A 20,658-nucleotide genomic window follows, 5' to 3' on the forward strand; every position below is an offset into this window, starting at 1 on the left:
CAATATAACTATATTGACTCGGACAATATTTTGGTAGGTGATCAATTGATAGGTTTAGAATACATCCTTGAACTTTATGGTATGCAGCAAATTGAACTGGCCGAAAAGCTTGGAATTAAAAAGCAAAATATTAATCTTTGGATTAAAAGAAAGCAAAAGATCTCTAAAAAACATTTACCTACGTTGGAACAAATTTTTGGCATAGACGCTAAATACTTTTCAAAAGAATTAACTGATTTAGATAAACTGGAGATTCAAAAAGAAAAATTAAAACGGGATTTACAGCCTATTATCACGAAACATGAAGAACAGTTCCTCATTGGGGAAGAAAATGATCTTGTTGAAGTGCCGGTTTATGACAAAGAGGAATTGAATCAAATTGAACATGCTATTGAAAAAGCCAAACTAATTGAAAAATTTCGGAACATGCTTAATCGTGCTGAACATCAACCTTATTTAGACACATTTAAATTGGTTCTTGAACTTTTAGATAAAGCACAGCATGAACCGGTTTTCCATAAAACAATAGAAGCTTTAGCACATTATTTAGAAGTGTTACCAGATTGGGTGTCAACAGGTCCTGAACAAGACGAATTTGAAAGTGAATTATTCGAAGTATTAGATGATTATAATTACTAGATTTAAAAGGAGATGCGATGATGGAAACAGCAAAGATTGGTTTTGAGGAAACACTTTGGAAAGCGGCTGACAAATTACGTGGAAGCATGGATGCATCCGAATATAAACACGTAGTCTTAGGATTGATTTTCTTAAAATACATTTCTGATAAGTTTGAAATGAAGTATAACGAGTTAGTTGAAGAAGGAGAAGGTTTTGAAGAAGACCGTGATGAATATACAGCCGAAAATATTTTCTGGGTACCGAAACAGTCACGTTGGAGCTTCATTAAAGACCGTGCGAAAGACCCGAAAATCGGTCAATATATTGACGAAGCGATGATCGAAATTGAAAAAGAAAACCCGTCACTCAGAAGTGTGTTAGATAAACGTTATGCCCGTCCTGAGATTGATAAACGCCGTTTAGGAGAACTGATAGACCTCATTTCAACCATTAAATTGCACAGCAAACAAGAAAAAGACTTACTTGGTCGAGTTTATGAATATTTCTTAGGTAAGTTTGCAAGTGCAGAAGGAAAAGGCGGTGGCGAGTTCTATACGCCACAAAGTGTTGTTAAAACATTGGTTGAAATGATTGAACCTTATGAAGGACGGATTTATGACCCTTGTTGTGGCAGCGGCGGCATGTTTGTTCAAAGTGAAAAGTTTGTTGAACGCCATCAAGGAAAAATCGATAACCTCTCGATTTACGGTCAAGAATTGAATTCGACGACTTGGAAGCTTTGTAAAATGAATCTTGCTATCCGTGGAATTGAGGGGAATATCGGTGAACACCATGCGGATACATTCCATAACGATTTGCATAAAACGCTGAAAGCAGATTTCATCCTTGCCAATCCTCCATTCAATGTGAGTGACTGGGGCGGAAATGAATTAGTTGATGATGTTCGTTGGAAATTCGGTACACCACCAGCGAGCAATGCCAACTATGCATGGTTACAGCATATAATCTATCACCTAGCACCAAATGGCGCTGCTGGTATTGTATTAGCCAATGGTTCGCTAAGTTCCAATACATCGAATGAAGGGGAAATTCGTAAAAACATACTCGAAGCGGATTTAGTCGATGCCATTGTTGCATTGCCTGATAAATTATTCTATTCAACTGGTATTCCGGTATGTTTATGGATTTTAAACCGTAATAAGAAAAATCATCCTAAATACCGAAGCCGTGAACATGAAATTTTATTTATCGATGCACGAAACATGGGACAAATGGTTGACCGTCGTCTTCGTGAATTAACAGAAGAAGATATTCAAAAAATTGCAGGAACATACCGAAACTGGCGGAAATTAGATGGTGAATATGAGGACATTAATGGGTTCTGTAAATCAGCCACAATAGAGGATGTCCGCCAAAACGACTATGTGTTAACTCCGGGACGTTATGTTGGAATAAGTGATGTCGAGGATGATGGTATACCATTTGAAGAAAAAATGGAAACGTTAACGAGTGAATTAAGGGAACTATTTGAAAAATCCCACCGATTGGAAGAAGAGATTAGAAAAAATCTAGGGGGGATTGGGTATGACATCTAACGATTGGAAAGAAGTTCAGCTCAAAGATGTTATTTTATTTAATCCACGAGAAAGCATAAAAAAAGGTACCATGGCTAAAAAAATCAGCATGGATAAGTTAGCTCCTTACCAAAAAAAAATAACTGGATTTGAATATGCTGAATTTAAAAGTGGTACAAAGTTTAAAAATGGTGACACTTTATTAGCTCGAATAACTCCGTGTCTTGAAAATGGGAAAACAGCACAAGTTGATATATTAGATGATAATGAAATAGGATTTGGTTCAACTGAATTCATTGTAATGCGTGAAATTAGTGGTATTTCAGATAATGACTTTATTTATTATTTAGCAATTTCAGATGATTTTAGAAATATTGCAATAAAATCAATGACTGGTACATCTGGTCGCCAACGAGTGCAAATGGATGTCTTAGAACAGACGAAATTATTGATTCCACCATTAAGAGAACAAAAAGCCATAGCAAATATCCTTTCCACCTTAGATGAAAAGATTGAAACCAACAACAAAATTAATAAAAAGTTAGAAGAAATGGCCCAAGCTTTGTTTAAACATTGGTTTGTTGATTTTGAGTTTCCGAATGAAAATGGTGAGCCGTATAAATCAAGTGGCGGCGAAATGGTTGAGAGTGAGTTGGGGATGATACCTAAGGGGTGGGAGATATGTCAACTAGATGATTTAGTTGATATTATTGATAATCGTGGAAAAACACCACCTTTAAGCCAGAATAAAACAAATTATCCTATTATTGATGTAAAAGCATTAACTGGAACAGATCGCATTGTAAATTATGATAATTGTTCTAAGTTTGTAGATAAAAACACGTATGAAACATGGTTTAGAAGTGGACATCCAAAAACTGGGGATATTTTATTGTCTACCGTTGGGAGCATTGGTGAATTAAAATTATTTTTTGGAGACAAAGGTTGTATTGCGCAAAATGTTGTTGCATTAAGAACAAAAAACATTTCTTATTTATATTTATTTCAGTATATGCGACATATAAAAAAACAATTGATTTCATATAATATTGGATCCGTTCAACCAAGTATAAAAATTACTCATGTTAAAAAACACAAAATACTAGTACCTAAAAAAGATATAGAGGATTCATTTACTGAAATTATTAAAAACATTTCATTTTTAATTTTTAATAATTCGATAGAAAACCAGAGATTAGTTTCAATCCGAGACAATCTTCTCCCAAAACTAATGTCCGGAGAAATTCGTGTCCCGTTGGATAATGAAACTTTAGTAGAACAGAGTTAATGGAAATGGTTCCGATTGCGAAAGGGGAGAGGAGAATGAGTTTTTTAGAAAATTTTACGGAAGATAAGCTGGAAGAAGCAGCTATAGAAATTCTTCAGGAACTTGGCTATGACTATGTCTTTGGTCCGGACATTAGTTGTGATGGGGAAAGACCAGAACGCAAAGATTATCGTACTGTAATTTTAGAAGACCGTGTAAAAGATGCTTTGTTTAAACATAATCGCCATTTGCCACAGGAAGCAATAGAAGAAGCATTTCGGCAAATTATAGCTTTTAATAGTCCAAGCTTAGAAGAAAACAACCGTCATTTTCACAAATTAATCACTGAAGGCATTGATGTATCGTTTCATCAAGATGGTCATAGCCGTTCGATGAAGGCATTCTTAATTGATTTTGAACAACCAGCTAATAATGATTTTTTGGTAGTAAATCAGTTTACGATCGTTGAAAAAGAAGAACGCCGCCCGGATTTAGTTATTTTTATAAATGGCATCCCATTTGTCGTTATCGAATTAAAATCAGCATCTGATGAAAATGTGAGTATCGATAATGCCTATGCACAAATTCAAACGTATAAACGTGATATTCCAACTTTATTTTACTACAATGCATTTTGTATTTTATCCGATGGGATTAATGCGAAAGCGGGAACGATTACCGCAAGTCAAGAACGTTTTATGAATTGGCGGACGGTGGATGGGGAAAACATTGAACCACTTGAAGTGCCGCAATATGAAGTGTTGTTAAGAGGGATGCTGGCAAAAAACCGGCTTATTGATATTATTGAAAACTTTATTCTCTTTCAGGAATCCAAAGAAGAAGAACGGGATGAAAATGGGAAGAAAATCGGCGAAAGAAAAACGATTGCCAAAATTCTCGCTGCCTATCACCAATATTTTGCGGTAAAAAAAGCAGTGGAAAAGACAAAAATAGCGACCAGTGAGAACGGAGACCGTAAAATCGGTGTTATATGGCATACACAAGGTTCTGGGAAAAGTTTTTCAATGGTTTTTTATACAGCACAGCTTGTCAAGCAGCTAAATAATCCAACCATTGTGGTGATTACTGACCGCAACGATCTAGATGACCAGTTATTTTCGACATTTTCTAAATCAAAGGATATTTTAAGACAAACACCGAAACAAGCAGATGTCCGCAAATTGAGTGAGGAACAGAAAAAACAACAAGCCAACGAAAAATCCAAAGAGATAAACGGATTATATGATCTTCTAAATGACCGGGAATCAGGCGGTATTATTTTTACAACGATTCAAAAGTTCAAACCGGAAGAAGGCGAAATGCCGGTTTTAACCGATCGTAAAAATGTGATTGTTATTGCGGATGAAGCTCATCGCAGTCAATATGGTTTTTCTGCAAAGACAGATACGAAAACAGGCGAAGTGAAATATGGATATGCAAAATATCTTCGTGATGCACTTCCGAATGCTTCCTTTATCGGTTTTACAGGAACACCGATAGAACTGGAAGATAAGTCAACGCCCGCTGTTTTCGGTAATTATATTGACATTTATGATATGACGCGAGCAGTTGAAGATAAAGCAACGGTTAAAATTTATTATGAAAACCGTATTATCCGCTTGGAAGCCAATGAAGAAGAATTAGCTAAGATCGATGAAGAATTTGAAGAGATTACCGAAGATCAGGAAGAACCAGTACGTGAAAAATACAAGTCCAAATGGTCTAGGCTCGAAGCCATCGTCGGTTCACCTAACCGCATAAAACAATTGGCAAAAGATATAGTCAATCATTACGAAGAAAAGGCAAAAGCAATTGACGGAAAAGCAATGATTGTTTGTATGAGTCGCCGTATTTGTGTCGCACTTTATAACGAAATTGTCAAATTACGTCCAGATTGGCATTCCGATGATGACGATAAAGGTAAAATTAAAGTCGTCATGACAGGCAGTGCTGGGGATGATGATTTCTTACAGCCGCATATTGGTGGAAAAAAACGACGGGATTTATTGGCAAAAAGAATGAAAGATAATAATGATGAACTAAAAATCGTCATTGTACGTGATATGTGGCTGACTGGATTTGACGTACCTTCCATGCATACGATGTACATCGATAAACCGATGAAGGGTCATAACCTCATGCAGGCAATCGCACGGGTAAACCGTGTATTTAAAGATAAATCAGGTGGAGTAGTTGTAGATTATATTGGGATTTTAGAAAGCTTAAAGAAAGCTTTAAATCAATATACCGAAAGTGATAAGAAAACAACGGGTATCGATACATCAGCTGCTGTCGCTGTTATGAAAGAAAAACTTGAAATCCTGCAAGATATGATGCATGGGTTTGATTACTCTGCTTATATGGGTTCATCCCAAGCAGCTCGTATTCGAGCCATCACTGGCGGAATGAATGTCATTTTTGGTAAGAGTGAAAAAGAACAAAAAGAATTCAAAAAGACGGCAACCGAGCTAGCGAAGGCGCATTCACTATGTGCAGCGACGGATGAAGGAAAAGCAGCAGCTCTTGAAGTCAGTTATTTTAAAGCAGTTAAGGCAAGCCTTAATAAACTTCAAGAAAAACAGCCGAAGCGGAAGACGAAAAAAGAAATCGAAGCACGCGTTAATCAATTACTCGAACGTTCCATTATTTCAGAAGAAGTAGTGGATGTATTTGAAGTAATGGGATTGAAACATCCGGATGTATCTATATTATCGGAAGAATTTCTCGAAGAAGTACGTTCATATGAATATAAAAATTTAGCCCTTGAAATGCTTAAAAAATTGCTGGAAGGCAACATCAAAACAATGGAAAGACGCAACCTTGTCAAATCCCAAAAATACTCGGAAAAACTGAAACAGTCGCTGAACAAATATAAAAACCAAGCCATTACAAACGCCGAAGTAATCGAAGAACTAATTCAAATGGCAAAGGACATGAAAAAAGAACGAGAAGAAGAAAAAGATCTCGGTTTAAATGAAGATGAAATTGCCTTTTACGATGCTTTAACATCTGAGTCTATAGTTAAAGAGTTAATGGAAGATGAAGTCTTACGTAAAATCGCCAATGAACTGACTCAAGCAATTAGACGGAACATGACCATTGACTGGCATGTTCGAAAAAGCGCCCGTGCAGGAATGAGGAGAATTATTAAGCGACTATTGAAGAAGTATGATTATCCACCAGAACAAGCGAAAAAAGCATTGGACACAGTTATGCGACAAGCAGAATTAATGGCGGAGCATACTGAAGTAAGAGATTGGAATACGCTGCAGGCTGCGGAATCTAAAGGTGAATATGAAGTTTAAGAAAATCTTTTCTTAACTAATTCTATTTCGAATTCTTTACTCTTCAATCTTAGATTGAGAAAAAAGAAAAGAGATATAAATAATGTATTGGGCTACCCAGATAAAACAACTAGATATAACAACAGAAGGCAGTTCCTGGGAAATTTATATTTGGAACTGTCTTTTCATTACATTTAAGAATTGAATATAACAAGGAGATATATAGAATACAAAATTGGTTGTAGATACGGGAAAAATGTGTAAATAGATAGTTGAATGAGTTTTTTAATGTACGAGATTAGGAAGTGATTAAATGTTTCAAAATGTTGTTTTTTCTATTGGTAGATTAATAGATAGTATTTACTTTCCAGCGGGTACCTGTACTTTGATTAATAAATCGAATCTATTAGTAACTGCGGCACATGTTGTAAATGGCAGTAATGAAAATTTATTTATTAGACTTAACACCAATTACAAATCGGGATATCAAGATACTACTGTACAACAAAGTCAACTTGTTCCTGTGAAAATTGAGGCAATAGATCCGTTTAGAGATATTTGTGTCTTATCTTTACAAGGGGGACAATCTGTGCAATCGAACCTTAAATTGGGGACTGCCGATATTGTTAATCCTGGTGAGGAAGTTGTAGTTGTTGGTTTTCCTCATTCAAATTTAGGTAGAATAGTTTTGACACAACAGACTTGTGAAGTGGGTGCAAAAATACTTCTTAGTTCCAAAAATATTAAATCAAAACATTTAGTACTAAATATACAGGCACGACCCGGTCAGTCAGGAGGTCCAGTAATTCGCACTTTAGATGGTGCATTGATTGGTATACTCATAGGACCATATGTTCCAACCCTTAAAGGGGGTATTAGATTAGGTGATATTGATCCACAAACATTACATCAAACAACTCATGCTGTTTCAGCAGGGTATATAGAAAGGATGATTTCATGATGGATAATCTAAATTTATTTAATGTTAAAGAGGACAAATTCTGGTTAGATACATTGCCTAATTATCAAAGGGATATTGTATCTGAGTTATTGAACATTAAATCGTATGAGGAAGCGGCAATAGCATGGCTTGAAGCGTCAGTCGATAATACATCACCTTTTTCTGCACAACCTCAACCTGAGAAGAGGTTTTTCCCATTGCTAAAGAAAGAAGTTCATAAGTTGCTTTGTGGAGATCCTGTATATGCTGCTGAACGTAGTGAATTAGTTAAATTATCTCAATCTCATGAAAACAAAACAGCTATTGTTTCAATGGTTTCAGCACTAATAGGTGCTAAAGTTGGTTTAGCTGCTACATTTATTGCTCCTGCAATTGTTATCATTTTTATAATGATTGCTAAGACTTCATTAAATGCTTGGTGTGCATTGGATACAACGGAAAATTGATATATCAGATATACTCATTCAAAAGGTAAGCTTCACTAACTCAAAATCGTTTATTGTCTCCACACAACACACATCGCATGTAAAATTTATATAAAAAAGCATTGAGAGTTAAACTAACTCCCAATGCTTTTTTGCCTCTCAAATCACCACGGTGAACCGTATCACAAATAGTGGTAAAGCAAAGGGTGGAAATAGTAATTAATAAAGGGTGGTTAGAAAAAATCTAGTTATTAGATAGGCAAAAGAGCGCACTCCTAGTATATAGACTGTGCTCTTTTCCTATCCAAAAAGTAATTTATTAACATAATTTCAATAAAAATTGAACAATCATTTTCAATCAGGGATGAGGGAATAAAGAATGTTACAAATGTCTCCCAAATAATATCATTAGGCTTAGAAAGTCCGGTGCGCTGGAAAATCACTAATTACGCTCAAGTCGATTTGTATCAGAAGTATTTTTTAGATCTTCTATCTAGATTAAGCGAGAGAGGCGTTAAAAGAGTTCATTTATTTGCTACCACTCCTGTTTCTCTGAGTTTTAGTTTAGGGAGAGTAGTAGATCATTATCATCCTGAAATAATAGTGTATAACTATAACAATAATGCTTATGACTGGGCGATTAATTTAAGAAATGAGGAAATTTTAAGCTTTGATGTTGATGAGAAAACCGTTTAACAAAGAAAGGGAAATCGTATAAAGTTATTGTTTTCATCAATGAATATCGGCCAAAAATTAGGGTTAAATTGGCTCTGTAATTCATTTTATAACAAGATTGATATACCAACCAATGTATTTATATTGAACTAAAAGAAAGGGATTTATTCCATTATCTATAATAGTCGCATGTGAAATTAACACATAAGATAATGGAGGAGATACACTTGCAACAAACAAATAACTCAAGAAAAACAATGGAAAATGAAATTGTTGAATTCCACCATGAGGACTACCAATTTATTATTACACGCTTTAAAAGAATTAACTGGAAGCAATACAAGGGGGTTGACCAATATCAGTACTTTTTATTTGTGTTCGATAAAAGGCTAGCAAAGGTTATTAATGAGGATTCCATAACTGATGTTTTCAATACAGAGATTAGGGATGGTGTTTTTGAAACTTTTGAAAATCTCAAACAAAATATAGATGCTATTTTAAGTGAGTATATTTTGGACGATGATGCAATCTTTGAGTGTCTAAAAGTGGTTGAAAAATTGTTGCAAAGGAATTGAATTTATCCAAGGCAGCAAACAAATTAGGCTACACACAACCCACCAATACGTTACAAATACAATCTCTTGAAAAAGAGCTTAATCATACCCTTTTTACAACAATTGGAAAAAGGACAGTATAAACAACTGCTGGAAAACAGCTGTGTTATACAAAGGGTATGGTGAAATAAAATTATTAACTTATGTAAGATTGTATTGACTTTACTGAAAAGTGTGTGTAAAGTGATAATTAAATGAATAGCAATGTATAGGAAGACACTAGGGGAGCCTTTCGGCTGAGACGGGAAGTATCCCGGACCCTTTGAACCTGATCTAGTTCATACTAGCGTAGGGAAGTGGAGTCCGTGCAAGAGTATATTTAAAAGTATTCTGCCGCTCCATTTTGGTGCGGTTTTTTTTGTCTTTATTCTGCAATTGCTTCCTAACTAGCGTCTTCCACTATAATTAATAAGGAGGCATAAATAAACATGAGTTTTTCTGCAGAACTGCGAAAAGAAGCAGATCCGATTTTTAATGCTATTTTTGAGCATCCATTTGTACAGGGAATAGCAAAAGGAGATTTAAAGAAGGAACAACTAATTCATTATGTAAAGCAAGACTTTGAGTATTTAAATGCCTTTATACGAATCTATGGAATGGCAATTTCAAAGTGTAAAGATCGTAAAGATATGGAAATGTTTAATAAGCAAATTTCTTTTATTTTGAATAGTGAAACACATCCACATCATAACTTTTGTCAAGTTGCAGATGTCAAATACGAAGAATTACAAGGGTACCCATTGTCTCCAACCGCACATCAATACATACGGCATATGCTGACGGTTGCTCATGAAGGGACATTGGGTGAAATTATTGCAGTTTTATTGCCGTGCCCGTGGACTTACTGGGAAATAGGGAAGCGATTATTAACAGAAGTGAACCCAGACCGTTCACATCCATTTTATGAATGGATCCATTTCTATGGCAATCGGACCGATTCAATCACAACAAAGTTTTGTGCACGGCTTGATGAACTGGTAAAGGAAGCGACAAACATAGAAAAAGAAAAAATGAAGGAACATTTCTTACTTAGCTGTCAGCTTGAATATATGTTTTGGGATATGGCTTATAAACTTGAGGATTGGCCTGTAAAAATGGAGGTAATACAATCTTGACTTGGAAAATGAAAGAAATCGTCTTAGCGGTTGTTTTATCAGTAATTTGTGGTGTGATCTATTTAGGCTGGTCTACACTTTGGATTCCGATTTCTGCTGTAATTGGTCCTGTCGGTGCCGGTTTTATGTTTGGCATCTGGGTGATCGCTAGTCCTATTGTTGCCTATATCATTCGTAAACCAGGTGCGGCATTTGTCGCAGAAGTTACGGCTGCAGCAGTGGAATTATTTACAGGAAGCCATTTTGGATTAGCCGCCTTATTAGTAGGAATATTTCAAGGGATTGGTTCTGAAACTGCTTTTGCCATATTCAGATACAAGCGATATAACCTTTTTACTTTAATGCTTTCTGGTGCTTTGGCGGCCGTTTTTGGAATGATTTATAATTTGTTGGCAAAAGGTTTTGGATATTACTCGACAGAGGTATTATTAACTACGTTAGGTATTCATATTATCAGCGGTATGATTCTTGGCGGTTGGTTAGCAAAAGTAGTAGTAGATACATTGGCAAAAACAGGTGTGTTAGAACAATATGCAATTATGAAAGAAAAAAGAAAAAAGGAAGATGCCAATGGACATGTTTCTGGGCTGTAATGATCTTTCTGTCCGTTATTATAACCGTTCAGAACACATACTGAAAAATATTACGCTATCTATTAATAAAGGAGAAAAAGTATTGATACTTGGACCAAGCGGGGGTGGGAAATCAACTTTGATTTCCACTCTCGCTGGGATCATTCCAGAGTATATAGAAGCAGAAGTAACAGGACAAGTATTTCTGAGAGATAATGTGGGGATTATGTTTCAGGATCCCGATTCTCAATTTTGTATGTTGCATGTGGATGAAGAGATTGCATTTAGCCTTGAGAACCGATCCGTTCCTCAAACCGAAATGGACAATATTATCTCCGATTTAATGAATCAAGTCGGTTTAAAAGTAGATAAGAAAACCCCTATCGATACATTATCAGGTGGAATGAAACAAAGACTAGCTTTAGCTTGTTTACTAGCCTTGGAGCCAGAGGTGCTGTTCTTTGATGAACCAACTGCTCAGTTAGATCCAGCTGGCAGGAAAGAAATACTTGAAATATTACACCGACTATCTCAAAAAACAAATCAAACAATGATTTTTGTTGAACATATGTTAGACGGCTGTATTGAGTGGATGGATCGGATTATTATGTTAAATGAGGACGGAAATGTGATTGGAGATGGAGAGCCAGAGGACATTATCCATCATTTTACTAATGAAATGAAAGAAGCGGGAATTTGGCGTCCGAAACTTTATCCAAGCAAGTGGATTGAGGTTATTGAAAATCCTTCTCATCCATTATCCATCAAATTATCGAAGCAATTTAAATCAAAGTGTCAGACTGCAATGAAAGATTATAAAATTGAAAATCCAGTCATTTCGACAGAAAATGTGACAATTGGATACGGAAGGAAGTCTATTGTAAAAGAAATTAATCTAACAATAGACAAAGGAGAATGGATCTCCATTGTTGGAGAAAATGGAAGTGGAAAAAGCACTTTACTGAAAAGTCTTATCCGCTTGGAACCAATAAAAAAAGGAAACATATTTATTCATGGTAAGGAACTAACGAATTGGTCAGATCGTGAATTGTATGAGCAAGTAGGTTTTGTCTTTCAAAATCCGGAACATCAATTTATAGCTGACACAGTATTTGAAGAAATTGCTTTTGGAGGAAGCCAGAGAAATTGGCCAGAAGAATTAATATATGCCAAAACAAAGAGGCTGATACAAGAGTTCGGGTTGGAAGACCATGAGAACAAACATCCTTTTACACTTAGTTTTGGACAAAAGCGGAGGTTAAGTGTAGCAACTATGTTATTGTTTGATCAAGCATTATTATTGCTTGATGAACCAACATTTGGTCAAGACGAAAAAACAACATATAAACTGATGAAACAATTAAAAGAAAGACAGAAACAAGGAACAACAATTATTATGGTAACCCACGATATGGATTTGGTAGATCAATATTCAGATCGAGTCTTGCTTTTGAATAAAGGGAAAATGGCCTATCAAGGAACGCCATTTGGTTTATTTAGTAACCGGGATATATTACAAAAAACGAAAATCATACCACCTCTTCATTACCAGTTGATGCATGAACGAAGGGAAGAGATTTTAGTATGAAGGTAAATCATTCATTCTTAGCTACTATAAATCCCTCGTGCAAGCTATTTTCCCATGTACTTGTGATGTTACTATTAATGGTCATTACCGATGTTAAAGTGACGTTCTTAATATGGTTTCTAGCCGTCCTTATAGGTCTTTTTTTAGGAGGATGGACAATTTCGTATTTATTAAAAAGGTTATGTCCCTTTTTCGGGATTTTTATTTTAATTTTTTGGATGATGGCAGCCTTTGGAAAGGGGCAGGAAACGATTTGGCAATGGGCGTGGTTTCATGTGACACAAGAAAGTATAAATCATGGTTTGACGATCGCTTTTCGTATGTTAGCTTTTGTCACGTATGGATTATTATTTACCTCTACAACCGACTTGACAGTGTTTATTATGAGTCTCATCCATCAATGTAAACTTTCACCGAAGTGGGCATATGGACTATTAGCAGGGATTCGTTTAATCCCCTTATTCCAATCGGAATTAAATCAGCTGAAAATGGCTCATAAAGTGAGAGGCTATAAAGAAAAAAATGGATGGAAAATGTTTTTAAGTTATGCTGTCCCGATGTTTACACAAGGAATTAGGAAATCTGAACGCATTGCGATTGCAATGGAAGCCCGTGGATTAAGCAGAGCAAAAAACAGAACCTATTATCGAACAACAAAAGTGGCATTAAAAGATGGGGGTTATTTAGTTTCTATATTAGCGATTGTAATAGTAATGATCATTATTTTTCGTTAAGATTTCATATCTTTTTGAAAAAGAAGTCTTTAATTTTTTATGTTTTTTGAATTTTAGTGGGGCTGTCCAAAAAGTCAAAAGTAGTAGATGTTCAAGTAGATATAGCGACGACATACGTAGTGCCTGTTTGTGTAGAACCGACGAAGCATATTCAGTACAAAAGGAACGGGAATAGCTCTTGTGGAGAAAGCGTAAGTGTTCTGCCCAAAAGTCTATAAACGTGTGTCAGCGTCGAGAAGGCGGGTGCTGTGCTCTCGATGATCGCGTCAATGAAACAAAAAATCTACTAGCTACTTAATTTCTGGACAGCCCCTACTATTTTTTACTTGCACCATGCTTTCCGTAATGTTAAACTGACTAATGACCAATTTCGTATTTTAGTCGAAAAACGGAGGTTCAATAAGGATGAATGACAAAAAGTTAAAAATTATTAATGCTGCAAAGAAATCCTTTAGTCACTTTGGTTATAAAGCAACAACGATGGATCAAATTGCAAAAATTGCACAAGTAGGTAAGGGAACAATTTATACATATTTTTCTTCTAAAGAAGAAATGCTAAAAGCAATTATAGATTTATTTGTCGTTGAAATGAGAGATGTTGCAGAAAGTGCAATTCCACGAAGACAGCCGTTTATTAAAAGCTTTAATGAAGTTCTACATACTATAACTAAATTTCAATCAGAACATGAATTAATGATTAAACTTTCTCAAGAGGTAAAGGAAATCGGAACTCCTGAAGTCATTGCAGCAATGAAATCTGTAGAAGATGAAATTTGTGAATTTATTGAAGTAAAAATCGAAACCGCGATTGAACGTGGAGAATTACGGAAATGTGATCCTAAAATAACATCCTTTTTAATGTTTAAAATGTACGTAAACCTGGTTAATGACTGGAAAGAACGTCATGAACCATTAGATAAAGATCAAATTGCAGAACTTATCAATACATATTTTATTGAGGGAATTGGAATGAAAAATGAAGACTATTAACAATTGGCATAGTTCTTGCTAAATGAGGGAATATCGAAATATGATCTATATTTTTTAAATAAATTGACCAAAGAACTATTCTAGTCATATTCATAGTTTTATTGGAGGATACTATGAGGAACGTTATCAATATCTTTAAGCAGGATTTAAGAAATATAAAAAGAGTTCCATTGTTTGCTTTAATTTTATTAGCAATTGCTGTATTACCTGCCCTTTATGCGTGGTTTAACTTAGAGTCTACATGGGACCCCTATGCAAATACGAAGGGGATTCAAATAGCCGTTGTTAATGAAGATGAGGGAGTGGAAATAGAGGGAGAATCCATTAACATTGGTGAAGAGATTGTTCATAGTTTGAAAGAGAATCAAGATTTCGGATGGAAATTTATTTCGAAACGTGAAGCAGAAAAAGGTGTAAAATTAGGGAATTTGTATGCTGCCATTTATATTGATAAAAACTTTTCTAGTAATTTAGTTAAGGTTCTTGATGGAGATCCGACGCAAGCGGAAATAGTATATCAAGTGAATGAAAAAATGAATGCAATTGCTCCTAAGATGACGTCGGCTGGAGCAAATGCGGTTGTTTCAAAAATAAATGACAAATTGATTGAAGAAACGTCAAAGGCTCTTCTTGAGCAATTAGATAAGCTTGGTATCAAGATGGAAGAAGAACTTCCAACAATGCGTAAAATAAAAAGAATAGTCGATGAAATACACAAAAGCTTTCCTGAAATTAATCATTTTGCAGAAAGTTTAATGGAAATAGAAGAAAACTGGGATAAGATTGATAATCGTATAGAACAATTTATTGGATTACAAGATTATTTTCCTCAGATAGACAAAGGTGCGGAATACATTTTCCGTCTAGAAGAGCAATTGCCGAAGATAAACCAGATAGGAAATGAAGTCTTAAAGATCGAACAGTCTATACCAGAACTGGAAAAAGCAGTTGAAAAACTAACGATTTTTCGAGATCGCTTTACTGAAGTGGGAGAGCAATTAAAAGATGGTCTAGAAAAGGCAAATGTAGCAAAAGAGAAGATTGCACAAATGCAAAATTTGATTCCTGTTTTAGAGGAAAACAGAGAGTATGCAGAGGAATTTTTGCAAATTGTTGAATCACTAAAGGAACAAGCTGCTAAAACAGACTCGACAATGAGCGAAATTTTCCTTCAGCAAATCCAGTTTATCAGTGAAACCGCAACATTGACAGATCAAGTTATTGAAGAGTTTTATAATAAAGATTCGCTTGAAGAGGCCACGAAATATGTTACAAATTTAAATGAACAATTAACAAATCAAATTGCAGTGATTGATCAAATCATAAAGTACTATGAGCTTATGAATCAAAAACAGCAAAATGAACAAATCCAAGATATGATAGATAAGCTGACTGTTTTACGTAACAAAATGGAGACTCTTCAACAATCAGTTAATTCACTGCAAAATGAAATCAATAACGGAAACTTTAACTCAGAAAAATTAAAAGAAATTCGTGAAAAGAACCAGGCTGTGAAAGAAGTTTCTACAACATTGATGAACATGTTAAACAGCGAACAAGGAAAAAACCTGACTACAGCTTTTATGGATCTAATGGAGCGAATTGAACAGTCAAATAGTGGATTAGAAAATTTGTATTCTGAATTAGAATCATTGGGGAATGTATTAAATTTATCTAACGATATCGTAAATAAAAGCGGAGAAACGATTGAAAGACTCATTAATGAACTCCCAGATGTGGAAGCTAAAGTAAATAAACTCGTAGATATAACAGAGGAAGAACTTCCAAAAGTGGTCAATACTATTGAAAATTTGGCTAAATTTGTGAATGAAAAATTGCCTTCCTTTGAAAAGCTTGTTCATAATGTAGCACAGATGATGAAGACTGATTATCCAAAAATGAAAGAGAAGTATAAAAATATTGCGACATTATTAACAGAAAAGGCTCCTAAAGTGAAAAATTCATTACATGATATAAATAGGTATAGTCGTGAGTATTTACCTGAATTTGAACATGTGATAGATGAGTTAGCCGATCACTTTAAGAAAATTGAAGAAGAGGACCAAATAAATAAGTTGATTGTCTTATTACGAAATGATCTTGATAAAGAAAGTGAATTTTTTGCCAATCCAGTTGACTTAAAAGAAGAACACTTATTTGAAATACCGAATTATGGATCAGCGAATGCACCATTTTATACGACATTAAGTATTTGGGTAGGAGCGTTATTATTATCAAATTTAATTTCCACTAACGTGCACCCTATAGATATGCGAAAGGAATATACATTACGTCATGTATATTTTGGAAAGCTAATTATTTTCTTGATTATTGGAATTTTACAAAGCCTTATTGTTAGTGTAGGAAATTTACTTTTACTTGGGGTTTACACAAAGCATCCAGTTTTCTTTGTTGTGTTTTCCATGTTAATCTCTATAGTATTAATGACAATCGTTTATACACTCGTATCTATTTTTGGAAATATTGGTAAAGGGCTTGCGATTATCCTTCTCGTGCTGCAATTATCGAGTAGCGGAGGCACCTTCCCAATTGATGTTACGCCACCATTTTTCCAAGCAATTCATCCTTTCTTACCATTTACTTACGCGATAAATTTGTTACGAGAAGCCGTTGCTGGAGCTATTCCTGTTCTTGTGATGAAATATATAAGCATATTACTCATTTTTATGGTTCTTGCACTTCTTGTTGGGGCACTCTTAAAACCATTGCTTGCTGAACGTATTGAAGCTGCATATGAAAAAACGAAAGCTAGCAGGATGTTGGAGTAAGAGGGGGGATTTTACAAGTCCCTCTTTCTTTGGTTGGTGACATATCTTACTGGCTGAGAGATCTTATCACTTATATTCAAAGGGATTGTTATTCATTTAAACCCCATATATATAAAACGACGGTACCTTTTTTCTGGTCAAAATATAATCGTGATTTGTCTTTCTTATAATAGCTTGTATTATAGTAATGAATACATCTTTTAAAAGGAGAAAATGATAGAATGAGTAACTTACCAAATTGTCCAAAATGTAATTCTGAATATACATATGAAGATGGGAACATGTTAGTTTGCCCAATGTGCGCCCATGAGTGGACGTTAAATCAAGATACAGAAAGTGCAGAAGATACAAATGTAATTAAAGATGCCCATGGTAATGTTTTAAACGACGGAGATACTGTTGTCGTAATTAAAGACTTAAAAGTAAAAGGAAGTTCTTCAGTATTAAAACAAGGTACGAAGGTAAAAAAATATTCGTTTAGTTGATGGTGACCATAATATCGATTGTAAAATTGATGGATTTGGTCCGATGAAATTGAAATCAGAGTTTGTAAAAAATGCATAATATCTGCTTTTCTTTAATTCCAATCACATTTGATAATAGAAAAAATGCACATGATGGCGAAAGGAGGATTCAGTTGATGATCAGTGAAACAGATTTGAAACACTTGCGTCGTTGTGTGGAACTTGCTAAAGAGGCATTGGAAAAAGGTGATGAGCCTTTTGGTTCAGTTCTTGTTTCAGCTGATGGCAAGGTTCTATTTGAGGACCATAACCATGTAGCCAGTGGTGATCACACGCAACATCCGGAATTTGCCATCGCACGCTGGGCAGCAAACAACATGACTCCTGAAGAAAGAGCAAAGGCAACAGTTTATACGTCCGGTGAATATTGTCCAATGTGTGCAGCGGCCCACGGTTGGGTTGGTTTAGGCCGAATCGTTTATGCTAGTTCTTCTAAACAGTTAGCCCAATGGTTAAGTGAATTAGGCGTACCTCCATCACGCGTTCGCAATCTTCCAATACAAGAAGTAATCCGAGATGTAGAAGTGGCTGGTCCTGTTCCTGAACTAGCAGAACAAGTACGTGAACTTCATCGTCAACTCCATGAAGGAAAACGTTAATTTTATTGTATTATAAACTGATTAAAATTAAATTATGAAAATAAAAAATGAGCATTGTGAATATAATCCAATGCTCGTTTACTTTGTAAGAATACGTTTAATCTCTCGAGTTTTAAAAGTATATGTATTTTGTTCAACTAGTATACGCTATGATGATTACTAAAATATGTTTTTTAAAGAGAGGAATGTAAGTTGAAAAAGTTTAAAAGGGTATACTTAGAAATTACGAGTGTATGTAATCTTGCTTGTTATTTCTGCCCGCCAACCTTAAGACCGAAACAATTTATTTCAGTAGAGGACTTTTCAAAACGGTTAGATCAAATTAAACCCCATACGAATTTTATTCATTTACATGTTAAGGGAGAGCCCCTACTCCACCCGAAAATCGGCGAGCTGTTAGATATTAGCCATGAGAAGGGATTTAATGTACATATTACAACAAATGGAACACTAATTAATAAAAAGCGAAACGACTTGTTAAATAAGCCTGCCTTAAGACAAATTAACTTTTCACTTCATAGTTATGATGGCAATCCGGCTCTGAAGCAAAAGAAAGATAAGGAAGAATATGTGAGGAGTATACTGTCTTTTGTTAAAGAAGCAACAGAGAAAACGAAATTGTATATCTCTCTAAGACTGTGGAATTTATCACCGGATAATAAAACAAATTTTGAACGAGAGCGGAACAGAGAGTTGCTTGCAATTATTGAAGATGAATTTAATTTAAATTACAAAATAGAAGAAGAAGTAAAGCCTGAAGGCGGCATTAAGATTGCAGAACGGGTATATATTAACCAAGATTACGAGTTTGAATGGCCTTCATTAGATGCAGAAGAAGATGATGGAAAAGGCTTTTGCTATGGTTTAAGAACTCAGGCAGGAATTTTAGCAGACGGAACGGTTATTCCTTGTTGTTTAGATGGAGAAGGCATTATTAATTTAGGAAATATTAATCAACATGCTTTTTCAGATATTATTGAAATGGAAAGAGCTAAAAATTTAGTTGAAGGCTTTTCGAGAAGAGAAGCAGTTGAAGAACTTTGTAGAAAATGTGGTTTTCGTAAAAGATTTGGGTAAATAGCCTATACATAAAAGGAACCGGCCATCAATTGTTATGAGATGACCGGTTTAAATATAATTAGTGATTATTTTCCAGAACCGATCATCGTTGATTCGTTAATATTTTTTAACGCATTAACAATAAAGACTATTACACCTAACCCGAAAGCTCCCCCACCAAGATATGTGAAAATATGGGCAGTATCTAACATACCAGGTATTTGCACTAAAAATGCACTTAAAAGGAAAACTGGGACACCTAAATTATGAAGCCAAAAATGGGCTTTTCCTAATGAATTGTTTGCTGCACCAGGATAAATAGAATAAATAACTCCGAAAATAGCCGTTGTCGCAAAACCGACTAAGTTAACATGGGCGTGTGCAGATCCCCAATTCAGTTGTAGAGTCATGGACATAAATAAGCCAACACAAATTCCAAAAACTAAATAAAGAACAGACAATTTAATCCAGTTCGCTCCCATATTATTCCCCCTTATTTAATGTGTTTGGAATTGTTTCCTGAATTTTAAACATTTTCACTTTAAATGGATACTATACATCCCTCCTTTAGTAGTCTTATTAAATAATAATGTTCATTTTGAAAATTTATGATTATTCAATGCAATAATACGGTGTACGCGTAAACTCCATTCACCCAAGTTATGCAAAAACACAAATGATGGATATTGTTGAAGCTGGTAACAATCCAGATGATCCAATTGCGGTACGTAGAGAACTAGCAAAAACTATTCCTCTTGGCCGTTATGGTGAAGCTGAATCTTAGCTTCAGATGAAAGTCAATTTATTACTGGTGCACAAATCCGTGTTGACGGTGGAATGGGCGCTAAGTAAAAATTTTATATGATGGTTATTGTAAAATAATTTGCCGTAAGTCTATACCATACCTCTCTTTAATATATTACCCAGATAAATCCAAGTACTTATCAAGTTTTTTTATTTAGAACCGTTTTTAACGAAAGGAAAAAAATATAGTATAAAAAGGTTAAAAATTTAGGTGATCCTATGCGAATAATTCAGTTTATCAACATATGACATCTGAAATCTTATGTATTACGAATATTTTTGCGAAAACTAAATGGAATATGCCATTAATAAAAAAGTGGCATAAAGAGCTAACGTCAAGCTTAGAAGTGATAGAAGAACAAGACTTAGAAAAAGTCGCTCAAAGATTAACAAAAACAATCTGGATTTCACTAGACGGATATATAATTGAAAACAAAGTTTAATAATCATAAATAATATTATGATTTCTACGCCTAAATAGATGAACATCATAAAAAGTGTT

At 34.9% G+C, this 20,658-nt stretch carries 19 protein-coding genes, 1 pseudogene and 1 riboswitch; of the genes and pseudogenes, 19 read left to right on the forward strand and 1 reads right to left on the reverse strand.

The window, feature by feature from the left end; genetic code table 11:
- The first annotated feature begins 45 nt into the window (after positions 1-45).
- The 18 genes and pseudogenes from GW534_RS05300 (at position 46) to GW534_RS05385 (ending at position 19,370) form a co-directional block, all read left to right on the forward strand.
- Positions 46-639 carry a helix-turn-helix domain-containing protein gene (locus GW534_RS05300; protein ID WP_161920022.1) on the forward strand — a complete coding sequence of 198 codons (594 nt, stop codon included), beginning with the start codon at positions 46-48 and terminating at the stop codon, positions 637-639.
- 20 nt (positions 640-659) lie between these two features.
- Complete coding sequence (locus GW534_RS05305) at positions 660-2,177, forward strand: class I SAM-dependent DNA methyltransferase (RefSeq protein WP_407670442.1); 1,518 nt, start codon at positions 660-662, stop codon at positions 2,175-2,177.
- Positions 2,167-3,444: a restriction endonuclease subunit S gene (locus tag GW534_RS05310; protein ID WP_161920024.1), complete on the forward strand. Its 1,278-nt coding sequence runs from the start codon at positions 2,167-2,169 to the stop codon at positions 3,442-3,444. Before GW534_RS05305 ends, GW534_RS05310 begins: the two co-directional genes overlap by 11 nt.
- Before the next feature lie 35 nt (positions 3,445-3,479).
- Positions 3,480-6,728, forward strand: coding sequence for a type I restriction endonuclease subunit R (locus GW534_RS05315; RefSeq protein WP_161920025.1), 3,249 nt, complete (start codon positions 3,480-3,482; stop codon positions 6,726-6,728).
- 292 nt (positions 6,729-7,020) lie between these two features.
- A complete protein-coding gene (locus GW534_RS05320; protein ID WP_161920026.1) occupies positions 7,021-7,668 on the forward strand; it encodes a S1 family peptidase in 648 nt (215 codons plus the stop codon).
- Positions 7,665-8,114, forward strand: a complete 450-nt coding sequence (locus GW534_RS05325; RefSeq protein WP_161920027.1) for a hypothetical protein — start codon at positions 7,665-7,667, stop codon at positions 8,112-8,114. Before GW534_RS05320 ends, GW534_RS05325 begins: the two co-directional genes overlap by 4 nt.
- A gap of 318 nt (positions 8,115-8,432) precedes the next feature.
- A complete protein-coding gene (locus GW534_RS05330; RefSeq protein WP_312854631.1) occupies positions 8,433-8,789 on the forward strand; it encodes an SAVED domain-containing protein in 357 nt (118 codons plus the stop codon).
- Between the two features lie 206 nt (positions 8,790-8,995).
- The gene (locus tag GW534_RS05335; protein ID WP_161920028.1) at positions 8,996-9,343 is read left to right on the forward strand and encodes a hypothetical protein; all 348 of its coding nucleotides are present in this window, start codon (positions 8,996-8,998) and stop codon (positions 9,341-9,343) included.
- Positions 9,340-9,465 carry a LysR family transcriptional regulator gene (locus tag GW534_RS05340; RefSeq protein WP_202630838.1) on the forward strand — a complete coding sequence of 42 codons (126 nt, stop codon included), beginning with the start codon at positions 9,340-9,342 and terminating at the stop codon, positions 9,463-9,465. Before GW534_RS05335 ends, GW534_RS05340 begins: the two co-directional genes overlap by 4 nt.
- A 128-nt stretch (positions 9,466-9,593) precedes the next feature.
- Positions 9,594-9,694: riboswitch (TPP riboswitch) on the forward strand.
- A gap of 116 nt (positions 9,695-9,810) precedes the next feature.
- On the forward strand, positions 9,811-10,497 hold the full coding sequence (gene tenA, locus GW534_RS05345) for a thiaminase II (RefSeq protein WP_161920029.1): 687 nt from the start codon (positions 9,811-9,813) through the stop codon (positions 10,495-10,497).
- Positions 10,494-11,090, forward strand: coding sequence for an ECF transporter S component (locus GW534_RS05350; protein WP_161920030.1), 597 nt, complete (start codon positions 10,494-10,496; stop codon positions 11,088-11,090). Before tenA ends, GW534_RS05350 begins: the two co-directional genes overlap by 4 nt.
- Positions 11,068-12,657 (forward strand): ABC transporter ATP-binding protein, encoded by a 1,590-nt coding sequence (locus tag GW534_RS05355; protein ID WP_161920031.1) that lies wholly within the window; start codon positions 11,068-11,070, stop codon positions 12,655-12,657. The genes GW534_RS05350 and GW534_RS05355 overlap by 23 nt, the downstream gene beginning before the upstream one ends.
- Positions 12,654-13,391 carry an energy-coupling factor transporter transmembrane component T family protein gene (locus GW534_RS05360; protein ID WP_161920032.1) on the forward strand — a complete coding sequence of 246 codons (738 nt, stop codon included), beginning with the start codon at positions 12,654-12,656 and terminating at the stop codon, positions 13,389-13,391. The genes GW534_RS05355 and GW534_RS05360 overlap by 4 nt, the downstream gene beginning before the upstream one ends.
- A gap of 405 nt (positions 13,392-13,796) precedes the next feature.
- A complete protein-coding gene (locus tag GW534_RS05365) occupies positions 13,797-14,381 on the forward strand; it encodes a TetR/AcrR family transcriptional regulator (RefSeq protein WP_161920033.1) in 585 nt (194 codons plus the stop codon).
- Between the two features lie 113 nt (positions 14,382-14,494).
- Entirely contained in the window at positions 14,495-17,170 is a 2,676-nt protein-coding gene (locus GW534_RS05370; protein WP_161920034.1) for a YhgE/Pip domain-containing protein, read from the forward strand.
- A gap of 221 nt (positions 17,171-17,391) precedes the next feature.
- Positions 17,392-17,734: pseudogene (locus GW534_RS05375) on the forward strand (zinc ribbon domain-containing protein YjdM).
- A 76-nt stretch (positions 17,735-17,810) separates the two neighbouring features.
- Positions 17,811-18,293 carry a nucleoside deaminase gene (locus GW534_RS05380; RefSeq protein WP_161920035.1) on the forward strand — a complete coding sequence of 161 codons (483 nt, stop codon included), beginning with the start codon at positions 17,811-17,813 and terminating at the stop codon, positions 18,291-18,293.
- Positions 18,294-18,485: 192 nt separating this feature from the next.
- On the forward strand, positions 18,486-19,370 hold the full coding sequence (locus tag GW534_RS05385; protein ID WP_161920036.1) for a radical SAM/SPASM domain-containing protein: 885 nt from the start codon (positions 18,486-18,488) through the stop codon (positions 19,368-19,370).
- 68 nt (positions 19,371-19,438) lie between these two features.
- Here the strand turns inward: GW534_RS05385 and GW534_RS05390 are convergent, their stop codons facing one another.
- The gene (locus GW534_RS05390; protein ID WP_161920037.1) at positions 19,439-19,834 is read right to left on the reverse strand and encodes a hypothetical protein; all 396 of its coding nucleotides are present in this window, start codon (positions 19,832-19,834) and stop codon (positions 19,439-19,441) included.
- Positions 19,835-20,401: 567 nt separating this feature from the next.
- On the opposite strand from GW534_RS05390, the gene GW534_RS05395 reads away from it, so the two are divergent.
- Positions 20,402-20,599 carry a hypothetical protein gene (locus GW534_RS05395; RefSeq protein ID WP_161920038.1) on the forward strand — a complete coding sequence of 66 codons (198 nt, stop codon included), beginning with the start codon at positions 20,402-20,404 and terminating at the stop codon, positions 20,597-20,599.
- The last annotated feature ends 59 nt before the right edge of the window (positions 20,600-20,658 follow it).

It is taken from the genome of Pallidibacillus pasinlerensis, from assembly GCF_009996845.1.
Classification (GTDB): domain Bacteria; phylum Bacillota; class Bacilli; order Bacillales; family Caldibacillaceae; genus Pallidibacillus; species Pallidibacillus pasinlerensis.